Origin of the sequence: Aminobacterium colombiense DSM 12261 (genome assembly GCF_000025885.1) — a bacterium.
GTDB lineage: Bacteria > Synergistota > Synergistia > Synergistales > Aminobacteriaceae > Aminobacterium > Aminobacterium colombiense.
Genome location: NC_014011.1, coordinates 1,498,390 through 1,517,191, shown reverse-complemented (window position 1 = coordinate 1,517,191; position 18,802 = coordinate 1,498,390). Strand labels below are relative to the sequence as shown.

The window sequence follows — 18,802 nt, the reverse complement described above, 5'->3', positions numbered from 1 at the left end:
AGTGATTTGTATGAGGGTATTGCACTACGTCAACGAAGGGAACTTATCGTGGGCTATCCCCTGGATTCAACTTATACTAGGCATGCAATCAAAGGGCATTGATAACGTAGTGCTTTGTCCCGGGCAGGGAACACTGTCAGCTCAGTTTCAGGAAAGAGGAATCCCCGTTTTTCCCTACAAGCCCGTTGTTTCCTGGGCTCCATGGGTGTGCCAGGGGTTTGGGCAGCTTTTGAAGCGGCTTTCTCCCGACCTTATCCATACCCGTCTTTTTTCCGCCGCTGTCATAGGCGGATATTGGGGGAAAAAACTTGGAATCCCTGTGGTGGGCACCATAGATTCAAGACCGAAAAGCAAGTATTTTCGCTTTGTAGATAGAACCATTGCTATTTCTTCTTATATCAAAGAGCAAGCCATAGAGAGCGGCATGGATTCGCAAAAGATTGATGTCATTCCTAATGCCATAGATGCTCATTATTATCACAGACCTCCTGGCTTTAACCCCCAAACAGTCAGGGGCAAGTATGCTATAGTCCCAGAAGACAAGATCATTATCGGGGCGGGGCGATTTGTTGATTGGAAGGGTTTTGATGTTCTGATCGAAGCCTTTAAAAAACTTGATCGTGAAGATACATGGTTGTTGTTGGCAGGTACTGGTGAAGAAGAAGAAAAGCTGAAGAACCTCGCTGGTTCAAATCCGCGAATAATCTTTTTGGGCTTTGTCGATGATATTCGCCCCTATTTCTGGGCCGCAGATGTATATGTGTTGCCGTCTCGTTTGCCAGAGCCCTTTGGCCTATCCCTTTTGGAAGCCATGGCATCAGGGTTGCTTTGTGTTGCCACTCATATGGGAGGTCCGCTCGACATGATAACCCACTCCGCAGAGGGCTGGCTGGTTCCGCAAGACAGCGCCGCCTCCATGAAAATCACTCTGGCTCAGGTTTTGGATGCAGATACGGCCACTAAAAACCTTATCCTCGAAAAAGCTAAACAGAAGGTTTCTTCCTTCGATGTAGAAAGAATTTCTTCCCTGTACGCCGGCTATTACAAGTTCTTAGTGAAATAGGAGAAAAATATGCGTATAGACCCTGCTCACATCTCCCGCGTGTTGGTTATAGGTCTTTCATGCATTGGAGACATGTTGCTCTCAATGCCGGGAATTAATAACCTAAAGCATTATTTGCCAAAGGCGCGTTTTACCCTTTGGGCTGGGCCTACCGTTGTCAATGTTTTCAAACATGATCCCATGTGGAGTGATCTGGTTCCCTATGACCGCTGGTCTCCGACATCTGAGTTCTACGGTTTCAAAGGGCGGCTTCGGGCACTTCGTATTATGAGAAAGGGACATTTTGACCTTGTGGTAGACCTTCGTGAAACCCTTATGCCTCTTTTTATCGGGGCCCGTTACGCTCCTCTTCTTCTCTTGAAAAGGCCCTTTTTGCCGAAAACGATTCATGAGGCGGAGCGGGTTATACAGAAGATATATGCTCTGGGAGTCCCTATCGTTTCCCGTTCAATGAGCTATTATGTTCCAGAAGAAGAACGACAGTATGCAGAAGAAACGCTCTTATCTTTTCCTCAAAAAAAGCTCGTAATTGCAAATCCTGGCGGTCGGGAACATAAGCGCTGGCCAGTTGAAAATGTTATAGAGCTTTCTCAAAGGCTTATAGAGAAGCGTCAATGCCTCATTGGAATTATGGGATATACAGAAGAGGAGCAAACCATTGCTTCTCGTATTGTCAAGTCGTTGCCGTCAGACTATACTCTTAATTTGTTTGGGCGTGTTCCCATGCCTCGAATAGCTGCTATATTGCAAAAGGCCGACCTTTTTGTAACCAATGATTCAGGCCCCCTCCACCTGGCAAGCGCTATGGGGACTCCTACTGTGGCAATATATGGGCCTTCTCTCCCCGATAGATTTGGACCATGGGGAAACCGCCATATTGTTCTTCTTCCACAGCTTCCTTGTGCGCCATGTGACGAAGGGAAAAAATGTCTTTTAGGCAATCGTCTTAAATGTCTCGGGCATATAAGTGTGGAAGATGCTTTGCAGGCATGTGACAATCTTTTAAAATAGTTTTCACAACACTTTCAAAGGAGCATTGCAATGGTTGCAGATCGCATTATTGAATTTGGCTTTTTATGGTCTCTTTTCTGGTCCCCCTGGGGGCCTGTCCCAAGATATCTGGGATGGCTTTTGGTGTTTATAGGGCTGGCGCTGAAGGCTATTAAAAGAGAATCGCTGCCGGCTGTATTTGATAGATCGGTTTCCTTTGTGTTTATAGCCCTTCTCATATGGGGAGGAGTTGTCACCTGGTTCGCAAAAAACGACTTTGCTTTATGGGGCCGCGGTTACTCGATGCTCGTGGAGTTTGTTTTTGCGTGCTGGTTGGCTGCCTACGTGTTGCGAAAAGAGAAAAATGTAAATAGATGGGTTCATGTCTGGTACATGACCGTTATTGTTACCATGGCCTTTTCCTTCTTCAAAATAGCCCAGAACCCCCTGGGTGAAGGTGTTTTTTCCAACATCAATTCCCTTGGGCTTTACGTATGCCTTATTTTCCCCTTTGCCCTCTTATATCCAGGCAGCGCCAACATGGTAGAAAAATCCCATATTAAATCCTTTGGTTATATTGCTGTAAGCATCCTGGTTTTTATAGCCCTTATAATAAGTTTTACGACAGCAGCCTGGATGGCCTGTGTCTTTAGCTTGTTTTTCCTCCTTTACTACAGTAAAAGGGTTAGAAAGATAACGGCACTTTTTATTCTTATCTTTATATGTGTCGCGTTAGTAGGGCACGTCACCGCGGACTCTACCTTTAAGAAAGTTTTTCATCGTTTCTCGAAAGAGGTTCAACAAATTACGAGTTTTCATGATATTTCACATTTAACCACAAACAGGTCTGATATATGGCAAGTTGCCTATTATATGGTGAAGGAAAAACCGATTACTGGGTGGGGATGGGGCAGATCCCGAGAAGAATTTCAAGAAGTGAAAAAACGCTACGTTCCGGAAAATCACATAAAGGAAGCCCCTGATGCACATAATATGTATTTAAACTTGTTAATTTACGGAGGGATTCCAACCCTTATAGGAATGCTCTATCTATTTGGGGTTGCTTTGAAAAAAGGGTTTCAGCGTTTTAAAACCGGCGCTGACAAGTGGCGGTGGCTTTTTCTTGTCTGTTGGGTTACAATATTGTTAATACTTTTATACAGTATTGGAGGGGATGTCTTCTCCTTCCGATATAAGGCGGCCGTGTTATTCTGGACTGTTCTCGGATTCAGTCTACAACGGGAGAACTATGGAATTGAGTCTTAGGGCCTATTCCAATCGTAGGGATTTCACGGTAGCATAGTCAGCGAAATTACTGAGTCCTTTGACAATTTGACTTGGTTCACTAGCTTCATTCATCCGTAATAATCTCTGAAGGCAAGAAAGGAGGTGCCGACAACCCCCAGCCAAAAAGAGGGAGCGGATGTTGAGGGCGGAGAAAACACAGTTCTTGAGTGAGGACACCAAAGAAGGAAACGAGGAAACTTCTCACTAGTCTTCCGATAAGAATGTGTGATCCCGCAAATATAAAGACAACCAAGGGGGTTGCACAAATATGAAAAAGATTCTTGCACTCGTAGCAGTAGTAGCATTGGTTGCTTTCGCCGCACCGGCGTTCGCTGCCAATCCTTTCATGGATGTACCTATGAACCATTGGGCCTATGACGCAGTAGGCCAGCTTGCTTCTCGCGGTGTCGTTTCCGGTTATCCCGATGGTTCCTACAAAGGAAACCAGCCCATGACCCGTTATGAAATGGCTTCTCTTGTAGCCCGCTCATTGGCCGTAGTTGACATGGAGAAGGCCAGCAAGCAGGATGTTGAGATGCTGAAGAAACTTGTTGTTGAGTTCAAAGACGAGCTTGACGCACTTGGCGTGAAGGTCGACAAACTCGACGGCAGAGTAGCCGTTCTCGAAGAGAACCTTGGCGGCTGGAAATTCTGGGGCGAATTCCGCTTCGACGCGAAGTTTGCTGATCGGGCAGGCGGCCTTTACACAGATCGCAGCGATGTAGACTTCAACCTGAACCGTTACCGCATCTGGATGAGCAAAAAGGTTGATGATAAAGTTAAGTTCACAGCTCGTCTTGGAAACAACGCAGGAAACGTTTCCTGGCAGCGCTACTGGATCGACGTGGCCCTTCCCTGGGACGTCAATATGATGGCAGGTCTCTGGGCATTCGACTGGGAAGACGACGATGGTCTCTATACAGACAACGATGCCTGGTTCACCGACCGTTCTCTCAATGGTTTCTACTTTGGCAGACCCTTCAGCATGGGCGATTTCGCGATGTATGTTGCACGTAATGACGATCCAGCAGCATTAGATGAATACTATGAGTACGCTGGCCGTGTGAAGTTCAACTTCAACGAGAACTTCTGGATGTCTGGAAACTACATTGCACGCGACTATGATGTAGCTGATGACGAGTCAGTCTGGTGGGCAGCTCTTGGATTCAACTTTAATTCTGACTGGGGATTCAAGGGAGCTTACTACAAACAGGATCTCAATGTTGCCGCTGGCGAAGATAGCCCAGCAGCATGGCAGGCCATTCTTGATGTGAAACAGGCCGCTCTTGGCTTCACTTCTCTTTGGGTTGAATATACAGACTTTGACGAGAACTTTGCAGCATGGACAGATGGCCCGTGGGATAACTACGGTACAGTTACCGGTACAGGCCTTGGCGCATATGACAACATTCTTTTCGTAAGCCTGAACCAGAAATGGAACGACAAGTGGTCAACCTTCCAGCGCTACCTGAGCGGAAGCGCTCGTGCAACAGGTGCGGGCTTTGACGATACAACCAACTGGACCGTTGGCGTGAAGTACTACTACACACCAGCTCTTTCTTTCGAGCTTGCCTATGATAAGATCGAAAATAGCCAGACCCGGACTGCGGCTGCCAACGACGACAACGTCATCAGACTTCGTACCCGCGTAACATTCTAATTGAACTGAAGAACGTTGCTTGTTAATCAAAAGGGTCTCCCGTACGGGAGACCCTTTTTTTATATTTTCTACTTGCAAAAAAAGTGATAATTTAGTACCTTATTAAAGTAGGGTTTTTGTTTTATTAAAGAAATTAAATAATTTAGAGTGTAATTGAGTTGAGCGTACGCGGTAAAAAAGAAGAGCCGACAGCTTTTAGCCGCAAGTATAAAGACAACCGGGGGGTGCGCAACTATGAAAAAGATTTTTGCACTCGCAGCAGTTGTCGCATTGGCCGCTTTCGTCGCACCGACGTTTGCTGCGAGTCTTTCTATAGATGTACCAATGATCCACCGGGGCTATGACTGGGAAGGTGACAATGCCCTTGGGTTCACTTTCCTTTGGCGTGAGTACGTGAATTTTGATGAGTACTTTTATGTTTTGACATCCGGGCCATGGGATGATTATGGCGCGGCGGCATATAATGCAGCCCTTTACTTTGCTGGTGCTCCTGATCTTTATTATAGGGGAGAGTGGGACAATGTATTTTCTGTCCTTTTGACCCGGAAATGGAATAATCAGTGGACGACCTTCCACCGCTATTTTGCGGGCAAAGCCCGCTATGTTGATGCAGAAAACATGAAGAACTGGACCTTTGGCGTTAAATACTACTACACGCCGGGCCTTTCTTTCGAGCTTGCCTATGACAAGATCGAAAACAGCGGGATAACGCCTGGCAAGGATGACAGGGTTATCAGACTTCGTACCGTAGTAACTTTTTAAGGGTCCTTCCGTAATGTGGGGAGGTCCTTTTTTCATGGGCTTTTCCAGTGTATAATGACATTCAGCTTGTGTAGAACCTGAGGAGGGACTTTCTGTGAAGCTAAAAAAATGCCTTGTGTGTATATGTGCTGCCGTGCTTATATTGAGTATTATGGCACCAGGCTTTGCCGATGAGAAGATATTGCGGCGATGGTCGAAGACAAACCATTATAAGGATGATATGGGAAGCGAAGTATGGATTACCGCAACCTATTATGCCGCAGAATATATAGAGGCCCTGGTGCAGAGTGAAGCTAATAAGAATCTGTGGACGTCTGATGAGGCAGAGCAGTATAAATATGAACTTCTGAAGACACTAACTTTAGAAGAGTACATTCCTATTTTTATTGAGTTTGACAATAGGGGGCCGTCCATGCACATGGCGCCTTTTGGCGACCAGCTTACGCTGTGGGTGGGCAAGAACAAACTGAAACCCGTGGACTACGATAAGCGTTTTAACTTTAAGTTGCAGGGCAAGCGTGACGGCTTTATCTATTTCCCCCGGTTTGACGAGAAGGGCAAGCCCATTCTTGAGGGGGTAAAATCCATTCGCCTCGTAGTAAACGGCGGGATTAGTTCTGTGACCATGAGCAAAACCATTGAATATATATGGGATGTGGTGGATGATAACCCCGAGAGGCTCTATGCTGGCAAGGCCGCGGCCCGCCTTGAGCTTGACCGCCTTATAAAGCGTCTTGATGTGCTCAATGGCCAGAAGAAAGACCTTGAAGGACAGCTGGCAGAAGTGGAAGAAGAGTTGCGGCAGGTACAGAAACGTGTGGAAGAGTTGCAGCATCAGTAATATTTTGTGACAATAGGGGACGGCATAGCCGTCCCTTTTTTATTTGTAGAGGAGGAAATGACGACGTGAAAAGGGTTGCAGTGCTCACGAGCGGAGGAGACGCCCCAGGTATGAACGCAGCTATCCGGGCAGTGGTACGAACGGCCATTTATCACCATCTCGAGGCGGTAGGCGTTATGCGGGGGTTTGAAGGGCTGATCGATGGCGATTTCGTGCCTTTGAACAGGGCTTCTGTGGGGGGAATCATCCATAGGGGCGGTACGATTCTTAAGACAGCCCGAAGCGAACGGTTTAAAACAGAGGCTGGATTGGATCGGGCCCTGTTCCAGTTAAAGAATGCGGCAATTGACGGACTTGTCATTATTGGTGGAGACGGATCGTTCAGAGGGGGGCAGAAACTTTACGAAAAAGGGGTTTCTGTCATAGGAGTGCCCGGTACCATCGATAATGACGTGGCGGGCACAGATGAGACCATAGGCTTTGATACGGCCGTTAATACAGCTCTTGAAGCCGTTAAAAAGCTTCGTGATACGGCCAGCAGCCATGATCGGCTTTTTATTGTTGAAGTAATGGGACGGGAAGCGGGCTTTATTGCCCTTGAAGTGGCTGTTGCCAGCGGAGCTGAGTATCTTGTGGTGCCCGAACTGCCTTTCAGCCTGGGGCGCCTCTGCGACAAGCTTCACGATACGAGGGCCCGGGGCAAGACCCACTCCCTTATTATAGTAGCGGAAGGGGCCATGTCTGCGGCGACCCTTCGCAGTGAGCTTAAGGATACGGCAGGATACGATGCAAGGGTTACGGTTTTGGGATATATTCAGCGAGGGGGCAGCCCAACGTCCTTTGACGCCATTCTCGCCTCTCGTATGGGAGCCTTTGCTGTTGAATCCCTTCTTGATGGCAAAAAGGGGATGATGGTGGGGACTGTTGCCCATCAGATGAGTCTCTGTTCTCTCTCCGATTCATGGCAGGTTAACAAAATATTGAGTCCCGAAAAATTGGAACTCGTTGAGAAGCTGAGCATATAAAAATGAAAAACCTCGCTGATCTTTGTTCCCTGGTGGGTGCTGACAAGGGTGGAAGGTCTGCGTCCAGATTATGTAAGCCTCTTTATCTGTCGAAAGCACTGAACCTGCTGGCGGGCTCTTCTTCTGTGGCTATTGTAACGGGGTTCTATATTCCTTCAGCCCGGGCGGCAGAAACCGATGGCCCTTCTGGCGCTGCTGTGCTGGGGCGGGCTCTTGTTTGGTCTGGCCGCTCTGCGGTGATTTTTACCGACCCCCTTTGCAGTTTGGTGGTGGAGGCGGCAAGCAAGGCCATAGATGGACCGCCGGTAGTTGCGGTTTCCACGGCCGAAGAAATAATGGAATATGCCTCTTTTGATGTCTTCATCTATATTGAGCGCCTTGGAAAAACTTCCTCTGGCGGCTATCACAATATGCGGGGAGAGGATATAACCCAATGGACAGCGCCCCTTGATGATGGGATATTTCTTGCTCAGCAGAAAGGAATTCCAGTCCTCGCCGTTGGCGATGGCGGAAATGAGGCGGGGATGGGACTTCTCTTTTCAGAGCTTGCCCGCCTTGTGCCAGAGTATGAAAGCTCTTTATCTGTAACCCAGGCAGACATAGCTTTGCCGGTGGATGTGTCAAATTGGGGAGGATATGCCTTGACAGCCCTTCTTTCTCTACGGGAGTCCCGATGGCTCGGGCAATCATTGCAAGAGGAAGAAGATCTCCTTACGGCGGTTTTTAAGGCAGGGGCTGTGGATGGCGTAACGAAAAGGAGGGAACCCTCTGTTGACGGATTCCCCCTTAATGAACATCTTCGGTTGGTAAATGCCTTACGCGACTGGTGGCAGGCTGCTATGAGTTTGAGAGAAAAGAAGGCTTCAGACGTTTCTCTATCATAGGCGACAACACCAACGCAACGATGGCGCCTATGCCTGTCTGCAGAAGATCGGTGGCCAGCTCCACTGGGGCGGCCTTTGCGCCATAGAGAATGGCGGCCATGGTGGTGTACCCTGTGATCATAACGGAGGCGCCGGCTGCGATGGCAAGAGTCTTATTCTTGTTGCGAAGCTTTCCCGCGACATAACCTTCCAGTCCCTTAATAACAAGGGTAAAGGGGGCCCACAGAGGATAGCCTAAAATGAGATCTGCAATAGAAGCGCCAAGACCCCCGCATAATGCGCCATATCGAGGGCCGAAAATGAGAGCAATAGTGTAGATCACTCCTTCTCCCATGTTAAAATAGAGCCTGAATCCTGGCATGGGAATACTTATGAGGGTTGCCACAGCTACTATGGCGGCCATTACAGCTCCAAAAGAAACACTTGATGCCTGAGATCTTTTTTTCATAACACGATCAGCTCCGTCCTGAGGAGAATGTTTTTATATTGTATAAGTGTATTACCGCTGGTATTAGTACCAGATCAGGCATAATTAACGACATTTCTGGATCTGAATAAAATCTTTTTATATTACGAACTTGTCATATTCGAGGGGCGATGGGTATAATGTCTAGGAATGGGAGATTTTTTCTCCTTCTGGTAATGTCTTGTATTGTGCTTCTTCTCGGCTTTTCCTGTTGGGCTGTTAAACACAATCGGCGAACGGCAGATTCTTCCTTCCAACTCGAGAACATGGTGCTCTGCGACGAAGTGGACGAAAAAATGCGTCCTCTCCATACGGGAACGCAGTTTATGTCTGGAATACGTCAGCTTTGCCTGTGTTTTGACTATAGTCTTGCCAGCAAAAGAAGTGACATTCGAATAAAGTGGTATTATGGAGATCACCTTGTCTATTCAGAAGTTCTTCTGCTTTCTCCAGGAAAGGGATCAAAGGTGTTTTGCCTTTTGCGGGAAGATGGTTCGCCACTGCCCGTTGGAGCCTATGATGTGCGGGTCTGTTACGAGGGAACAGTGTATTCCAGCCTGAATTTCGAAATTTCCAGTTTGGTAAAAGTTCCATAATAAATAGAGTGAAGAGGGGATATAGGTGCAATTTTTCCTTGATACGGCTAATCTTGATGAGTTAAGACAGGCTGCTGCCTGGGGAGTTATATCAGGAGCGACAACAAACCCTTCTCTTGTAGCCAAAGAGGGGGCTGTGGATTTTCATCAGCTGATCCGGACAATTACAGGTATTGTGGAAGGTCCTGTCAGCGCGGAGGTTATAGCAACAGATACGGAAGGTATGATTCGAGAAGGGCTTCAGTTGGCTGCACTCTCGCCTCACGTTGTAGTGAAGATTCCAATGACGCCACAAGGTATGGGAGCTGCTAAGGCGCTTTCAAAAGAAAAGGTTTCTACTAACGTGACCCTGGTGTTTTCACCTCAGCAGGCCCTGCTTGCCGCCGCTGCCGGGGCAACATACGTGAGTCCCTTTGTCGGACGACTTGACGATATCGGCGAAGAGGGTTGCGGTCTTCTTCGAAATATCGCAGATGTGTTTCATATACATTCCATTGCAACAAAAATTATAGCAGCCAGCGTTCGCCATCCAGCCCATGTGCTGGAGGCCGCCCTTGCTGGCGCTCATATTGTGACGGTGCCTTTCAAAGTTATGAAGCAGATGTTCAATCATCCATTAACAGAAAAAGGCTTGCAGCAATTTATTTTAGACTGGGAGGGGTATCGGAAAAGCCATGACAGATAATCAGAATCCAGAGAATAATATTCTCGATGTTATACCTGAGGTGGAGACACCTGAGATGAACGAAACAGAAGCAGAGGCGGAGACCGAAGTGACTGAAACCAAGACAGTCCCGAAACCGAGATATAATTTTGCAAAGCTCTCTTCACAGCTCATAACTGAACTTCGTAAGATAGCAAAAGATATAGGAGTAACCGGCTTCTCTAATCTTCGCAAAGATGATCTCATCATTTCTATACTTACAACACAGGCAGAACAGCTGAATTATCGCTTTGGCGGTGGAACCCTTGAGATATTGAACGAGGGTTACGGTTTTTTGCGGCCAAAGGGATTGTTGCCCAGCGATCACGACATATATGTTTCTGCTTCCCAGATTCGGCGTTTTGGACTTCGCAACGGCGATGTCATCTGGGGAATGGTGAGGCCTCCAAAGGATCAGGAACATTATGAGGCCCTCTTACGGGTAGAAATGGTGAATTTTGCCGATCCTGAAGCCGCACGGAAGAGGCCCCATTTCGGAACCTTAACCCCCATATTCCCCGATTCCAGATTGACGCTAGAGACAGACCCTGACGAAATCTCTACTCGACTGATAGATCTTTTTGCTCCTATAGGAAAGGGGCAGCGTGCCCTTTTGGTTTCTCCCCCCAAGGCAGGGAAAACCACGGTTTTGAAAAAGATAGCTAATGCGGTGACCGTCAACCACCCCGATATCATACTCATGGTGCTGCTTATTGATGAACGCCCTGAAGAAGTTACGGATATGGCCAGATCTGTGGATGGAGAAATAATCGCATCCACCTTTGACCGTCCTGCTGAAGAGCACCTTCGCGTAGCTAATCTCGCCCTTGAAAAAGCGAAAAGGCTTGTGGAGACAGGCAAGGATGTAGTGCTCCTTTTAGACTCCATTACCCGTCTGGCAAGAGCTTCAAACCTGGTTGTTCCTCCTTCTGGGAGAACACTGTCAGGCGGTATGGATCCCGCGGCCCTCTATTTTCCCAAACGATTTTTTGGCGCGGCCAGAAATATAGAAGAGGGCGGGAGTCTCACAGTTATAGGAACAGCTCTCGTGGATACGGGAAGCAGAATGGACGATGTCATTTATGAAGAGTTTAAAGGTACAGGCAACATGGAGCTTCATCTTTCACGAAAACTTGCGGAACAGAGAATATTCCCCGCTGTTGACATTACCAAGTCTGGAACACGCCGGGAAGAGCTGCTTATGGGTGAGGAAGACCTGGGCAGAATCTGGCTTTTACGGCGCAGAATGGTGAATGTGGACGAAGCGGGAGCCTTATCCCTTATCATAGACAAACTGAAGAAATCGCCAACAAACCGAGATTTCTTGTTGACCATTAAGATGGCGTAGTATAGAGTAGTAGGAGTGTTTAAGGAGGGACAAGGATGAAGGATTCTCCAGCCAACAGCAACCACTCTAAGTCTGGCCGTATGGGCTTTATGATTGTTATGCTCCTTATGTTCAGTACGGCCATATTCATCACTGTCTGTGCCAGTAATCGTTCAGCGGGCGTGGCATGGGGAAATCTTCAGGATGACCAGGAAAACAAAGATGATAATGCGCAATTTCCGGCAGGTTTTGTTGTAATAGATATGTCTGGTGCCGTTGCCAATGATATGGATCTCACTGATGAAACCATAGGGATAGGTCCCCTTCCCGAGGAAGAAGGCCTTTCAGACTATGGTTATGGCGGTGAGGTTCTTATGGCCAGCAGTGAAAGTTCTGATTTTGCCACAGATGATGTAGATCCAGAAGTCGATGTCATTGCTCCTGAAGAGGAGAAAGAAGTTAGAGTAGAAAAAGAAAGTGCTGAAAGCGCAGATAAAGCAGAGGGCGCAGAAAAAGCAAAGGTGCCGGAAGGGACAAAAGAAGTCAGTGAGGTTGTCCTTTCTGAAGTCAAGACGAAATGGGAAGAGTATACGGTAAAAGCAGGAGAAACCCTTATAGATATCGCCTCCCGCTATAATGTTACGGTGGAGGATATCACCAAAGCAAACGAGTTGAAAAATCCCAATCGTTTGACGCTCAATCAGAAGCTTCTCATTCCTCATTCACCAGATGATGTGGAGATAGTTCTTGAAGAAGTGAGAACTCGAAAGGCCAGACTGGCAGAGAAACAGCGGAAAGTGAAACCACTGGAGGTGACCACATACACTGTGGCAAATGGGGATAGTCTCTGGTCTATTTCCAACACTTTCAGTCTGGAAATTGATACCCTTTTCGGAAGCAACGACCTAAAGGATCCCAACGTTTTAAAACCTGGAAAGCAGCTGAGGATTCCTAATCAGGATGGAATCTTCTATACTGTGAAAAAGGGAGACACCTTAGATTCCATAGTAAAGAAATTTCAGATTTCGATTGATAAGGTCAAAGAGATCAATGAATCTCGTGTGGATCTTGCGATATTGAAGATCGGTGAAGAGTTGTTTCTTCCCGAAGCCCGTCCAGAAGTTTCAGCCTTTGGTTCTTCTTCTGGCAAGGGATCCTCCTCAAAATCCGGCGCCACATATTCAAGATCTTTCAGATGGCCGGTGGTGGGGCGTATTAACAGTCCCTTCGGGTGGCGGCGTCATCCTATTACCCGCCGTAAAAGTTTTCATACGGGAATCGATATAAAAGCGTCCCGTGGATATCGCATAAGGGCAGCAAAGGATGGACAAGTCGTTTACTCCGGATGGATGGGCGGTTACGGACGTGTTGTGGTGTTAAGTCATGGCCAGGGCTATTCAACCCTTTATGCCCATTGTTCGAGTTTGAGCGTTAAAAAAGGCCAGCGGGTCAGCCAGGGACAGGTGATTGGTCTCGTGGGCACTTCGGGACGGGCTACAGGGCCCCATCTTCACTTTGAAGTGCGAAAAAATAACAGCCCGATAAATCCCTTAAAGGTGCTTCGATAGGCTGGTGGCCCCATGACAAGGGAGTGTAGATTCGATAAACTGGACCAGGGGGTTCTTGCGGCCCTGGTCCATCTTTTTTGATATTTTTATTTCCTAGGCGGAGGATTATTCCATGACAAAGTTTATTTTTGTGACAGGCGGCGTAGTTTCTTCTCTCGGAAAAGGTATTACTGCGGCGTCTTTAGGGGTGTTGTTGAAGAAGAGAGGGTTTAGAGTTTCCATTATTAAACTTGATCCCTATTTGAATGTTGACGCTGGTACAATGAATCCTTTTCAGCACGGAGAGGTTTTTGTTACTGACGATGGGGCTGAAACAGATCTGGACCTCGGCCATTATGAGCGTTTCATAGACGAGTCCCTTTCTGCCGATAACAACGTAACTACGGGAAAGATCTATTCAACAGTCATATCAAAGGAGCGCCACGGCTGTTATCTCGGAGGGACAGTGCAGGTTATTCCCCACATAACAAACGAAATTCAGGATCGAATCCTTAAAGCCGCGGATGACAACGATATAGTTATTGCCGAGATTGGGGGAACTGTGGGGGATATCGAGGGGCAGCCCTTTCTTGAGGCCATTCGCCAGATGGCGACACGTGTTGGACGACAAAATGTTCTGTATTGCCATGTGACCCTTGTTCCCTATCTTGAAGCAGCCAGGGAACTTAAGACCAAACCCACCCAGCATAGTGTGCAGGAACTGAGGCGAATCGGTATTCTTCCCGATATTATAATTTGCCGTTCACACTATCCTATATGTGACGAAATGAAAGAAAAAATCGCACTCTTCTGCAACGTTCCGAAGGAGGCAGTTATCGAAGCTCTTGATGAGCCTACAATTTACCAGGTGCCCCTGAGCCTACAGGCCCAGGAATTCGATCGCCTTGTTATGAGATTGCTCTCCTTTACCAGTACTCTTGAACCCAACCTTGACGATTGGAAGCAAGTTGTAAAAACCTTCTGTGATCCGGAAGGCGAAGTGGAAATAGCTATGGTGGGCAAGTACATTAATCATAAAGATGCCTACTTGAGCGTAGTGGAATCTCTCAACCATGCTGGCATTCAAAACAAGGTGCGGGTTCGAATTCGAGCGGTAGAGGCTGAAGAAATTGAAGAAAAAGGAGCCGAAAAAGTACTGTCAGGAGTCCATGGAGTGATTGTCCCAGGGGGCTTCGGCGCACGGGGCATAGAAGGCAAGATAGAAGCGGCACGTTACGCAAGGGAAAGGCGCATTCCCTATTTGGGGCTTTGCCTTGGCATGCAGGTAGCAGTTGTCGACTTTGCCCGGAATGTCTGCGGCATAAAAGATGCAAGCAGCGCTGAAATAGATGAGTCGGCTGAGCATCAGGTGATCCATCTTATGGAAGAACAGCGCGAGCTGGATGAGATGGGGGGAACCATGCGCCTGGGAGCCTACCCCTGTACCCTTGTTAAAAACACACGTTCTTATGAAGCCTATAATGTAGAGGTAGTAAATGAACGACATCGCCATCGCTACGAATTTAATAACGCCTACCGCCAGAAAATGGAAAAGGCAGGCCTTAAAATAGCGGGAGTATATAAAGAAAAAGATCTTGTAGAGATCGTTGAAATACAAGATCACCCATGGTTTGTGGGGGTGCAGTTTCATCCGGAGTTTCGGTCTAGACCGGTTAAACCCCATCCCCTTTTTGTTGGGTTTATTCGGGCGGCTGTGGATTTGGCGAAAGAATAATTTGATTAAAAAGGTGCGAAGGAGGGACCACAATGAAGAAAATGCTGAAGTTGTCTACGGCGGTAATGGTTCTTATAGTCCTGTTCTTAGGGGTTTCCAGTTCTGCTGTCTGGGCACAGTCCGATGATGGGACATCTACCTTTCAGACGTTGAGTCATATTGAAGATATTTTATACGGCAGAACAAAGTCAGGCGGCTTGATTGAGAGGCTTGGTAATATTGAAAAAGACCTTTTTGGCCGGGAACTGCCAGGAAGCATCGCCGAACGTCAGAGAGCAATTCTTGATTTTCTTGAAAAAGGAACCTCCGGCCAGCCTTCTATGATTTTTAAACTGGGAGTGGCCGAGTGGGCTATTAACCAGAAAGTGGATGCTTATGGTCCGGTAAATAGGCGTGTAGACTCTCTTGAGACCATCCTCGAAGGGACAGCTCATCCAGATAAGCCTGTGGCCATGAGATTGGAACGCATTTTAGGACTCATCCTTTCTGAAAATGTCACGTGGCAAGATGCAGAAATACCTCAGGGACAGGTATTGCGGGTAAAGTTTAAGGATACATTATCCCCGGCAGCTGTTAAAGCAGGTGACAATGTGCACCTGGAACTTGCGGAAGATCTTGTTTCGGGAAGCATGTTGTTGGCTCCAGCTGGCAGTCGCGCTTTAGCCCATGTAGAATCTGTAACAAAGCCTCGAAGTTTCGGACGCCCGGCGGAAATAAAGATTGGAGCGGACACCCTTCTGCCTTTAGGGCCAGAGATGATTGCCCTCACCATCGGAGAGAAGGCAGATAAGGCAACAAAAGCGGAATCTGCTCAGATTGCGGCAGCCGGCACGAGTTTCATAGGGGCCATTCTTCTTGGTCCTGTTGGCCTTGCAGGCGGAATGCTTGTTAGAGGTGATGCGAAAGAAATTGCTGCGGGCACCGAGCTTTTTGTAGAAACAGCAGAAACAGTTCGCATATCGGCCTACCCCGTTCCTGCGGGGCTGCAGGGGATGGTGCGCCCCGCGGCGGTTTCGGAAGAAGGATCATCTGATACGGTGTCGACAAACGAAACTCAGGGAGTAGCAGAGGCACCAGCGACAAATGATGACACGTTAACGCCGATCAACTAATAGTTTCTTACGAGGTGTCGTCAGCAGTGAAGGAGTTGAAGTATATGATGAAATACGGAAAGAAGAAATTGGCGGCTGTGGTTCTGGCCTTCGTTATCTCTTTGTCCGGCATGGCCTGGGCTATAGACCTGGGCGATCTCATTGGAGTAGTGGGCGGAGGGTTTATTGTTTCTCAGGTGGCGGGTCCCCTTAACGATTTCATCAACACTGTCACCTTTAATAAAGGGGCAAAGGTTGAGGGCCATACGAAGGTGGTTCCCATCGTATCTCTTGGTTCTGGAACCCGTATTGGAGCAGCTCAGGTGGCTGGCCCGCGTGGAGAAGCAATACAGAAGACGAAGGCTGTGGCTCAGCTTGAAGTAACTTTTAGAGACAGACTCAGAACGAAGATACTGATCCCTATAGATTCAGAGAACCCTGTGAAGCAATTCAAGAGGGTTCAGGGGGTAGGAGTGTCGGCTATAATTGATTTCAGACTATAATATCCTGAAGAATCGGTAAGCCCTGGGTCGATTTTACATCGGCCGGGGCTGCCATGTTCTGTAGGGGAGGAAAATGATGGCTGGCAGGTTCAGCGGTAAAAAAAAAATCTATATCTTCCTATTGGTTCTTGCTGGCCTTATGGCCTTTTATGGGTGGATAGCCTGGAGAGACCTTCACCTGGATCCTGATTCCATTAAGAAAGTGGTAAAAGAGGGACCAGCTATTGTGGTTGAAAGTCTTTCTATGGAAAAAGAAGTTTCTGGCGGCATATGGCATATCCATGCAGAGCGGACAGAGCGAAAATCCGGTCTCATTGCGGCAGAACAGATTACGGTTACGGGGAAGATCTCTGAGGGCAATCGCTGGAGAGTTATCGCTCCTTCAGGAGTTTTTGATGAGGGCTCTTCAGACGGCGTGTTATATAATCCGGAAGGTGTAACTGAGAGTGAGACCTTTACTGTGAGCTGGGAAGCACCTGAGGCTCAGTGGAACAGCGCCAAGGCAGAATGGATTTTCCCAAAAGGAATTTCGGCCGACCACACTCAGGGAACATTAAGGGGAAACTATGGGCGCGCCACAGAAGATGGTGTATTTTATGTGGAGAAGGGGGCCGCTCTGACGTGGAGAGAATAGCTCGTGGCAGTGCAGTCGGAATAGCATTCATACTGGCCCTCGCTGTTATTATGGCAAAAGGTATCTGCTGGGCTGCACAGCCTTCAGAAGTGTTTCTGGAAGCAGAAACAGTTGCCTACAATGAAAAGGGATCCCTGGCCACCGCTGAAGGGAACGCCTTGCTTCGTTATGGAGCCATTAGAATATATGCCGATTCCATAGATTTTGATATTGCGTCTCAGGAGGCACTGGCGAAAGCGTTGCCTGGCAAAAGCGTCTCTATTATTTCTGGGACACAGAAGCTGTACGGTGAAAGTCTTTTCTACCACCTTCCAACAGAAGAAGGCGTTCTGGAAGGTGCAAAAGGAGAGATGCCGGCAGGTGTGGGGCAATTGTTTGTGCGGGGGGAAAAGCTGGAGTTCGCCCCTACAGAAAAGGCTGCTGAAAAAGGTTGGATCAGCAGCAAGTCAGCCCGCCGAATAAAAGAAAAGGTCACCATTGGAAAATGGAGCGACATCGAGCTGACCACGTGCCCTGAGAAAAATCCCCACTACCGTGTTGTCACAAAAAAACTGACCATTATACCGGGTAAAAGCATTGTAGCTAAAAAACCAAAGGTTTATATAGGAAAATCATATCTTTTTACCTATCCTTTTGACTATGTGGTTAGTCTGAATAAACTTGAATCTGAACTTATGCCCTCTATAGTTTATGATTCAGATAAAGGCGTGGGGTTGGGTTATAGCGGCCCCATTGTCTGGGAAGATGGCGGCGCCCATGTGGGGGCTGTCTTCTGGACGAAAAATAATATGGAATGGACAGTTTCAGCCCATCAGAATCTTGATTTTTTAGGCTTGGATAACGCTTCCTTCTTCGGTGATCTTGAATATTCCTGGGAAGAAACTACCGATGAAGAGACATTCAGGCCTTCCTGGGGGGTAAAAGGCAGCTGGAACGGCTGGTCGGCTAAGGTCTGGTGGTCTCAGCGGGAGGCTCTTAATATAGAAAAGGGCGGCGGTGAAATCTATAAGAACCTTCTTTACCGCGAGCCGGAGATCTATATTTACAGCCCGTCATGGCCACTGATGTCGTGGGTCAACACCAAATGGCGGCTGGTTGGCACCTACGGAAGCTATGAAGAGAGGCGGGGACGTCGAACTCTTGAAGCGGATCGCAGCGGGCTGGGAATAATTGTTTCGGGAGTCGGGAATCCGGCACCAATACGCCCCTTCTGGACCTCAAGTTACTGGCATTATAGTTATGATGGCGGCGACGATGAGCAGAAGATTGCATGGTTATCTCTGGGAGCCGGATACAAACTGGGCTTTTTAGATATGAGGACGGCGTACCGCAGACGGTGGGTAGATGGTAGATCCCCGATGAGATGGGATAACTATGGCGAATTGGAAGAGCTTTATCAGCAATTTGCTTTCCCTATAGGAAGAGACCTCTCTCTTACTGTACGCGGCGCTTATAATATACGCACCGAGAAATGGTTTGAACGTGCCTACATCTTGACATATGACACGAGTGACTGCCTGAAATGGCAGCTTTTTTACCGGGACGACCTGAGTCGGACAAATGACGACTGGGTAAGTATGAAGCTGATCATTAATGCTTTTCCTGACAAGCCCATGGCACTAGGAGATAAAAATCTTTCCAATCCCTTCCCATTTTAGCGGGGGAGCTGTTTGCTGGGTCAACGAAAC

The 18,802-nt window shown here is 47.7% G+C and carries 18 protein-coding genes; 17 read left to right on the top strand and 1 reads right to left on the bottom strand.

The features are described 5' to 3' along the window. Positions 1–10 precede the first annotated feature (10 nt). The 8 genes from AMICO_RS07580 (at position 11) to AMICO_RS07545 (ending at position 8,512) form a co-directional block, all read left to right on the top strand. On the top strand, positions 11–1,063 hold the full coding sequence (locus tag AMICO_RS07580) for a glycosyltransferase family 4 protein (RefSeq protein WP_013048867.1): 1,053 nt from the start codon (positions 11–13) through the stop codon (positions 1,061–1,063). Between the two features lie 9 nt (positions 1,064–1,072). Beyond that, positions 1,073–2,074 carry a glycosyltransferase family 9 protein gene (locus AMICO_RS07575; RefSeq protein ID WP_013048866.1) on the top strand — a complete coding sequence of 334 codons (1,002 nt, stop codon included), beginning with the start codon at positions 1,073–1,075 and terminating at the stop codon, positions 2,072–2,074. 30 nt (positions 2,075–2,104) lie between these two features. Next, positions 2,105–3,319, top strand: a complete 1,215-nt coding sequence (locus tag AMICO_RS07570; protein WP_013048865.1) for an O-antigen ligase family protein — start codon at positions 2,105–2,107, stop codon at positions 3,317–3,319. Positions 3,320–3,608: 289 nt separating this feature from the next. Then, complete coding sequence (locus AMICO_RS07565; RefSeq protein WP_013048864.1) at positions 3,609–5,000, top strand: S-layer homology domain-containing protein; 1,392 nt, start codon at positions 3,609–3,611, stop codon at positions 4,998–5,000. Positions 5,001–5,234: 234 nt separating this feature from the next. After that, positions 5,235–5,762 (top strand): hypothetical protein, encoded by a 528-nt coding sequence (locus AMICO_RS07560; protein WP_013048863.1) that lies wholly within the window; start codon positions 5,235–5,237, stop codon positions 5,760–5,762. Between the two features lie 94 nt (positions 5,763–5,856). Then, positions 5,857–6,603: a hypothetical protein gene (locus tag AMICO_RS07555; protein WP_013048862.1), complete on the top strand. Its 747-nt coding sequence runs from the start codon at positions 5,857–5,859 to the stop codon at positions 6,601–6,603. A 65-nt stretch (positions 6,604–6,668) separates the two neighbouring features. Next, complete coding sequence (gene pfkA, locus AMICO_RS07550; protein ID WP_013048861.1) at positions 6,669–7,628, top strand: 6-phosphofructokinase; 960 nt, start codon at positions 6,669–6,671, stop codon at positions 7,626–7,628. A 2-nt stretch (positions 7,629–7,630) separates the two neighbouring features. Then, entirely contained in the window at positions 7,631–8,512 is an 882-nt protein-coding gene (locus AMICO_RS07545) for a DUF4392 domain-containing protein (RefSeq protein ID WP_013048860.1), read from the top strand. On the opposite strand, the gene AMICO_RS07540 is transcribed toward AMICO_RS07545, so the two are convergent. Next, the gene (locus AMICO_RS07540; RefSeq protein WP_013048859.1) at positions 8,466–8,960 is read right to left on the bottom strand and encodes an ECF transporter S component; all 495 of its coding nucleotides are present in this window, start codon (positions 8,958–8,960) and stop codon (positions 8,466–8,468) included. The genes AMICO_RS07545 and AMICO_RS07540 overlap by 47 nt on opposite strands. Before the next feature lie 194 nt (positions 8,961–9,154). Here AMICO_RS07540 and AMICO_RS09975 point away from each other — a divergent pair, with 194 nt between their 5' ends. From AMICO_RS09975 to AMICO_RS07495, 9 genes are all read left to right on the top strand, one after another. Beyond that, positions 9,155–9,574, top strand: a complete 420-nt coding sequence (locus tag AMICO_RS09975; protein WP_169302817.1) for a hypothetical protein — start codon at positions 9,155–9,157, stop codon at positions 9,572–9,574. A gap of 25 nt (positions 9,575–9,599) precedes the next feature. Continuing rightward, positions 9,600–10,259 carry a fructose-6-phosphate aldolase gene (fsa, locus tag AMICO_RS07530; protein WP_013048857.1) on the top strand — a complete coding sequence of 220 codons (660 nt, stop codon included), beginning with the start codon at positions 9,600–9,602 and terminating at the stop codon, positions 10,257–10,259. Between the two features lie 55 nt (positions 10,260–10,314). Beyond that, a complete protein-coding gene (gene rho, locus AMICO_RS07525; protein WP_041459654.1) occupies positions 10,315–11,625 on the top strand; it encodes a transcription termination factor Rho in 1,311 nt (436 codons plus the stop codon). 35 nt (positions 11,626–11,660) lie between these two features. Then, entirely contained in the window at positions 11,661–13,172 is a 1,512-nt protein-coding gene (locus AMICO_RS07520; RefSeq protein WP_013048855.1) for a peptidoglycan DD-metalloendopeptidase family protein, read from the top strand. 112 nt (positions 13,173–13,284) lie between these two features. Beyond that, on the top strand, positions 13,285–14,886 hold the full coding sequence (locus AMICO_RS07515; protein ID WP_013048854.1) for a CTP synthase: 1,602 nt from the start codon (positions 13,285–13,287) through the stop codon (positions 14,884–14,886). Between the two features lie 32 nt (positions 14,887–14,918). Further along, the gene (locus AMICO_RS07510; RefSeq protein ID WP_013048853.1) at positions 14,919–15,998 is read left to right on the top strand and encodes a hypothetical protein; all 1,080 of its coding nucleotides are present in this window, start codon (positions 14,919–14,921) and stop codon (positions 15,996–15,998) included. Between the two features lie 44 nt (positions 15,999–16,042). Continuing rightward, positions 16,043–16,480 (top strand): hypothetical protein, encoded by a 438-nt coding sequence (locus AMICO_RS07505; protein ID WP_013048852.1) that lies wholly within the window; start codon positions 16,043–16,045, stop codon positions 16,478–16,480. A gap of 76 nt (positions 16,481–16,556) precedes the next feature. Continuing rightward, positions 16,557–17,114 (top strand): hypothetical protein, encoded by a 558-nt coding sequence (locus AMICO_RS07500; protein ID WP_013048851.1) that lies wholly within the window; start codon positions 16,557–16,559, stop codon positions 17,112–17,114. Beyond that, complete coding sequence (locus AMICO_RS07495) at positions 17,102–18,772, top strand: LPS-assembly protein LptD (protein ID WP_013048850.1); 1,671 nt, start codon at positions 17,102–17,104, stop codon at positions 18,770–18,772. The genes AMICO_RS07500 and AMICO_RS07495 overlap by 13 nt, the downstream gene beginning before the upstream one ends. The last annotated feature ends 30 nt before the right edge of the window (positions 18,773–18,802 follow it).

Excerpts from the sequence above, each read along its gene's own strand:
- AMICO_RS09975 (WP_169302817.1), top strand. The coding sequence starts at position 9,155 with ATGTCTTGTATTGTGCTTCTTCTCGGCTTTTCCTGTTGGGCTGTTAAA.
- AMICO_RS07575 (WP_013048866.1), top strand. The coding sequence starts at position 1,073 with ATGCGTATAGACCCTGCTCACATCTCCCGCGTGTTGGTTATAGGTCTT.
- AMICO_RS07500 (WP_013048851.1), top strand. The coding sequence starts at position 16,557 with ATGGCTGGCAGGTTCAGCGGTAAAAAAAAAATCTATATCTTCCTATTG.
- AMICO_RS07515 (WP_013048854.1), top strand. The coding sequence starts at position 13,285 with ATGACAAAGTTTATTTTTGTGACAGGCGGCGTAGTTTCTTCTCTCGGA.
- AMICO_RS07545 (WP_013048860.1), top strand. The coding sequence starts at position 7,631 with ATGAAAAACCTCGCTGATCTTTGTTCCCTGGTGGGTGCTGACAAGGGT.
- AMICO_RS07505 (WP_013048852.1), top strand. The coding sequence starts at position 16,043 with ATGATGAAATACGGAAAGAAGAAATTGGCGGCTGTGGTTCTGGCCTTC.
- AMICO_RS07565 (WP_013048864.1), top strand. The coding sequence starts at position 3,609 with ATGAAAAAGATTCTTGCACTCGTAGCAGTAGTAGCATTGGTTGCTTTC.
- AMICO_RS07520 (WP_013048855.1), top strand. The coding sequence starts at position 11,661 with ATGAAGGATTCTCCAGCCAACAGCAACCACTCTAAGTCTGGCCGTATG.
- AMICO_RS07560 (WP_013048863.1), top strand. The coding sequence starts at position 5,235 with ATGAAAAAGATTTTTGCACTCGCAGCAGTTGTCGCATTGGCCGCTTTC.
- AMICO_RS07570 (WP_013048865.1), top strand. The coding sequence starts at position 2,105 with ATGGTTGCAGATCGCATTATTGAATTTGGCTTTTTATGGTCTCTTTTC.
- AMICO_RS07580 (WP_013048867.1), top strand. The coding sequence starts at position 11 with ATGAGGGTATTGCACTACGTCAACGAAGGGAACTTATCGTGGGCTATC.
- AMICO_RS07510 (WP_013048853.1), top strand. The coding sequence starts at position 14,919 with ATGAAGAAAATGCTGAAGTTGTCTACGGCGGTAATGGTTCTTATAGTC.
- AMICO_RS07540 (WP_013048859.1), bottom strand. The coding sequence starts at position 8,960 with ATGAAAAAAAGATCTCAGGCATCAAGTGTTTCTTTTGGAGCTGTAATG.
- rho (WP_041459654.1), top strand. The coding sequence starts at position 10,315 with ATGAACGAAACAGAAGCAGAGGCGGAGACCGAAGTGACTGAAACCAAG.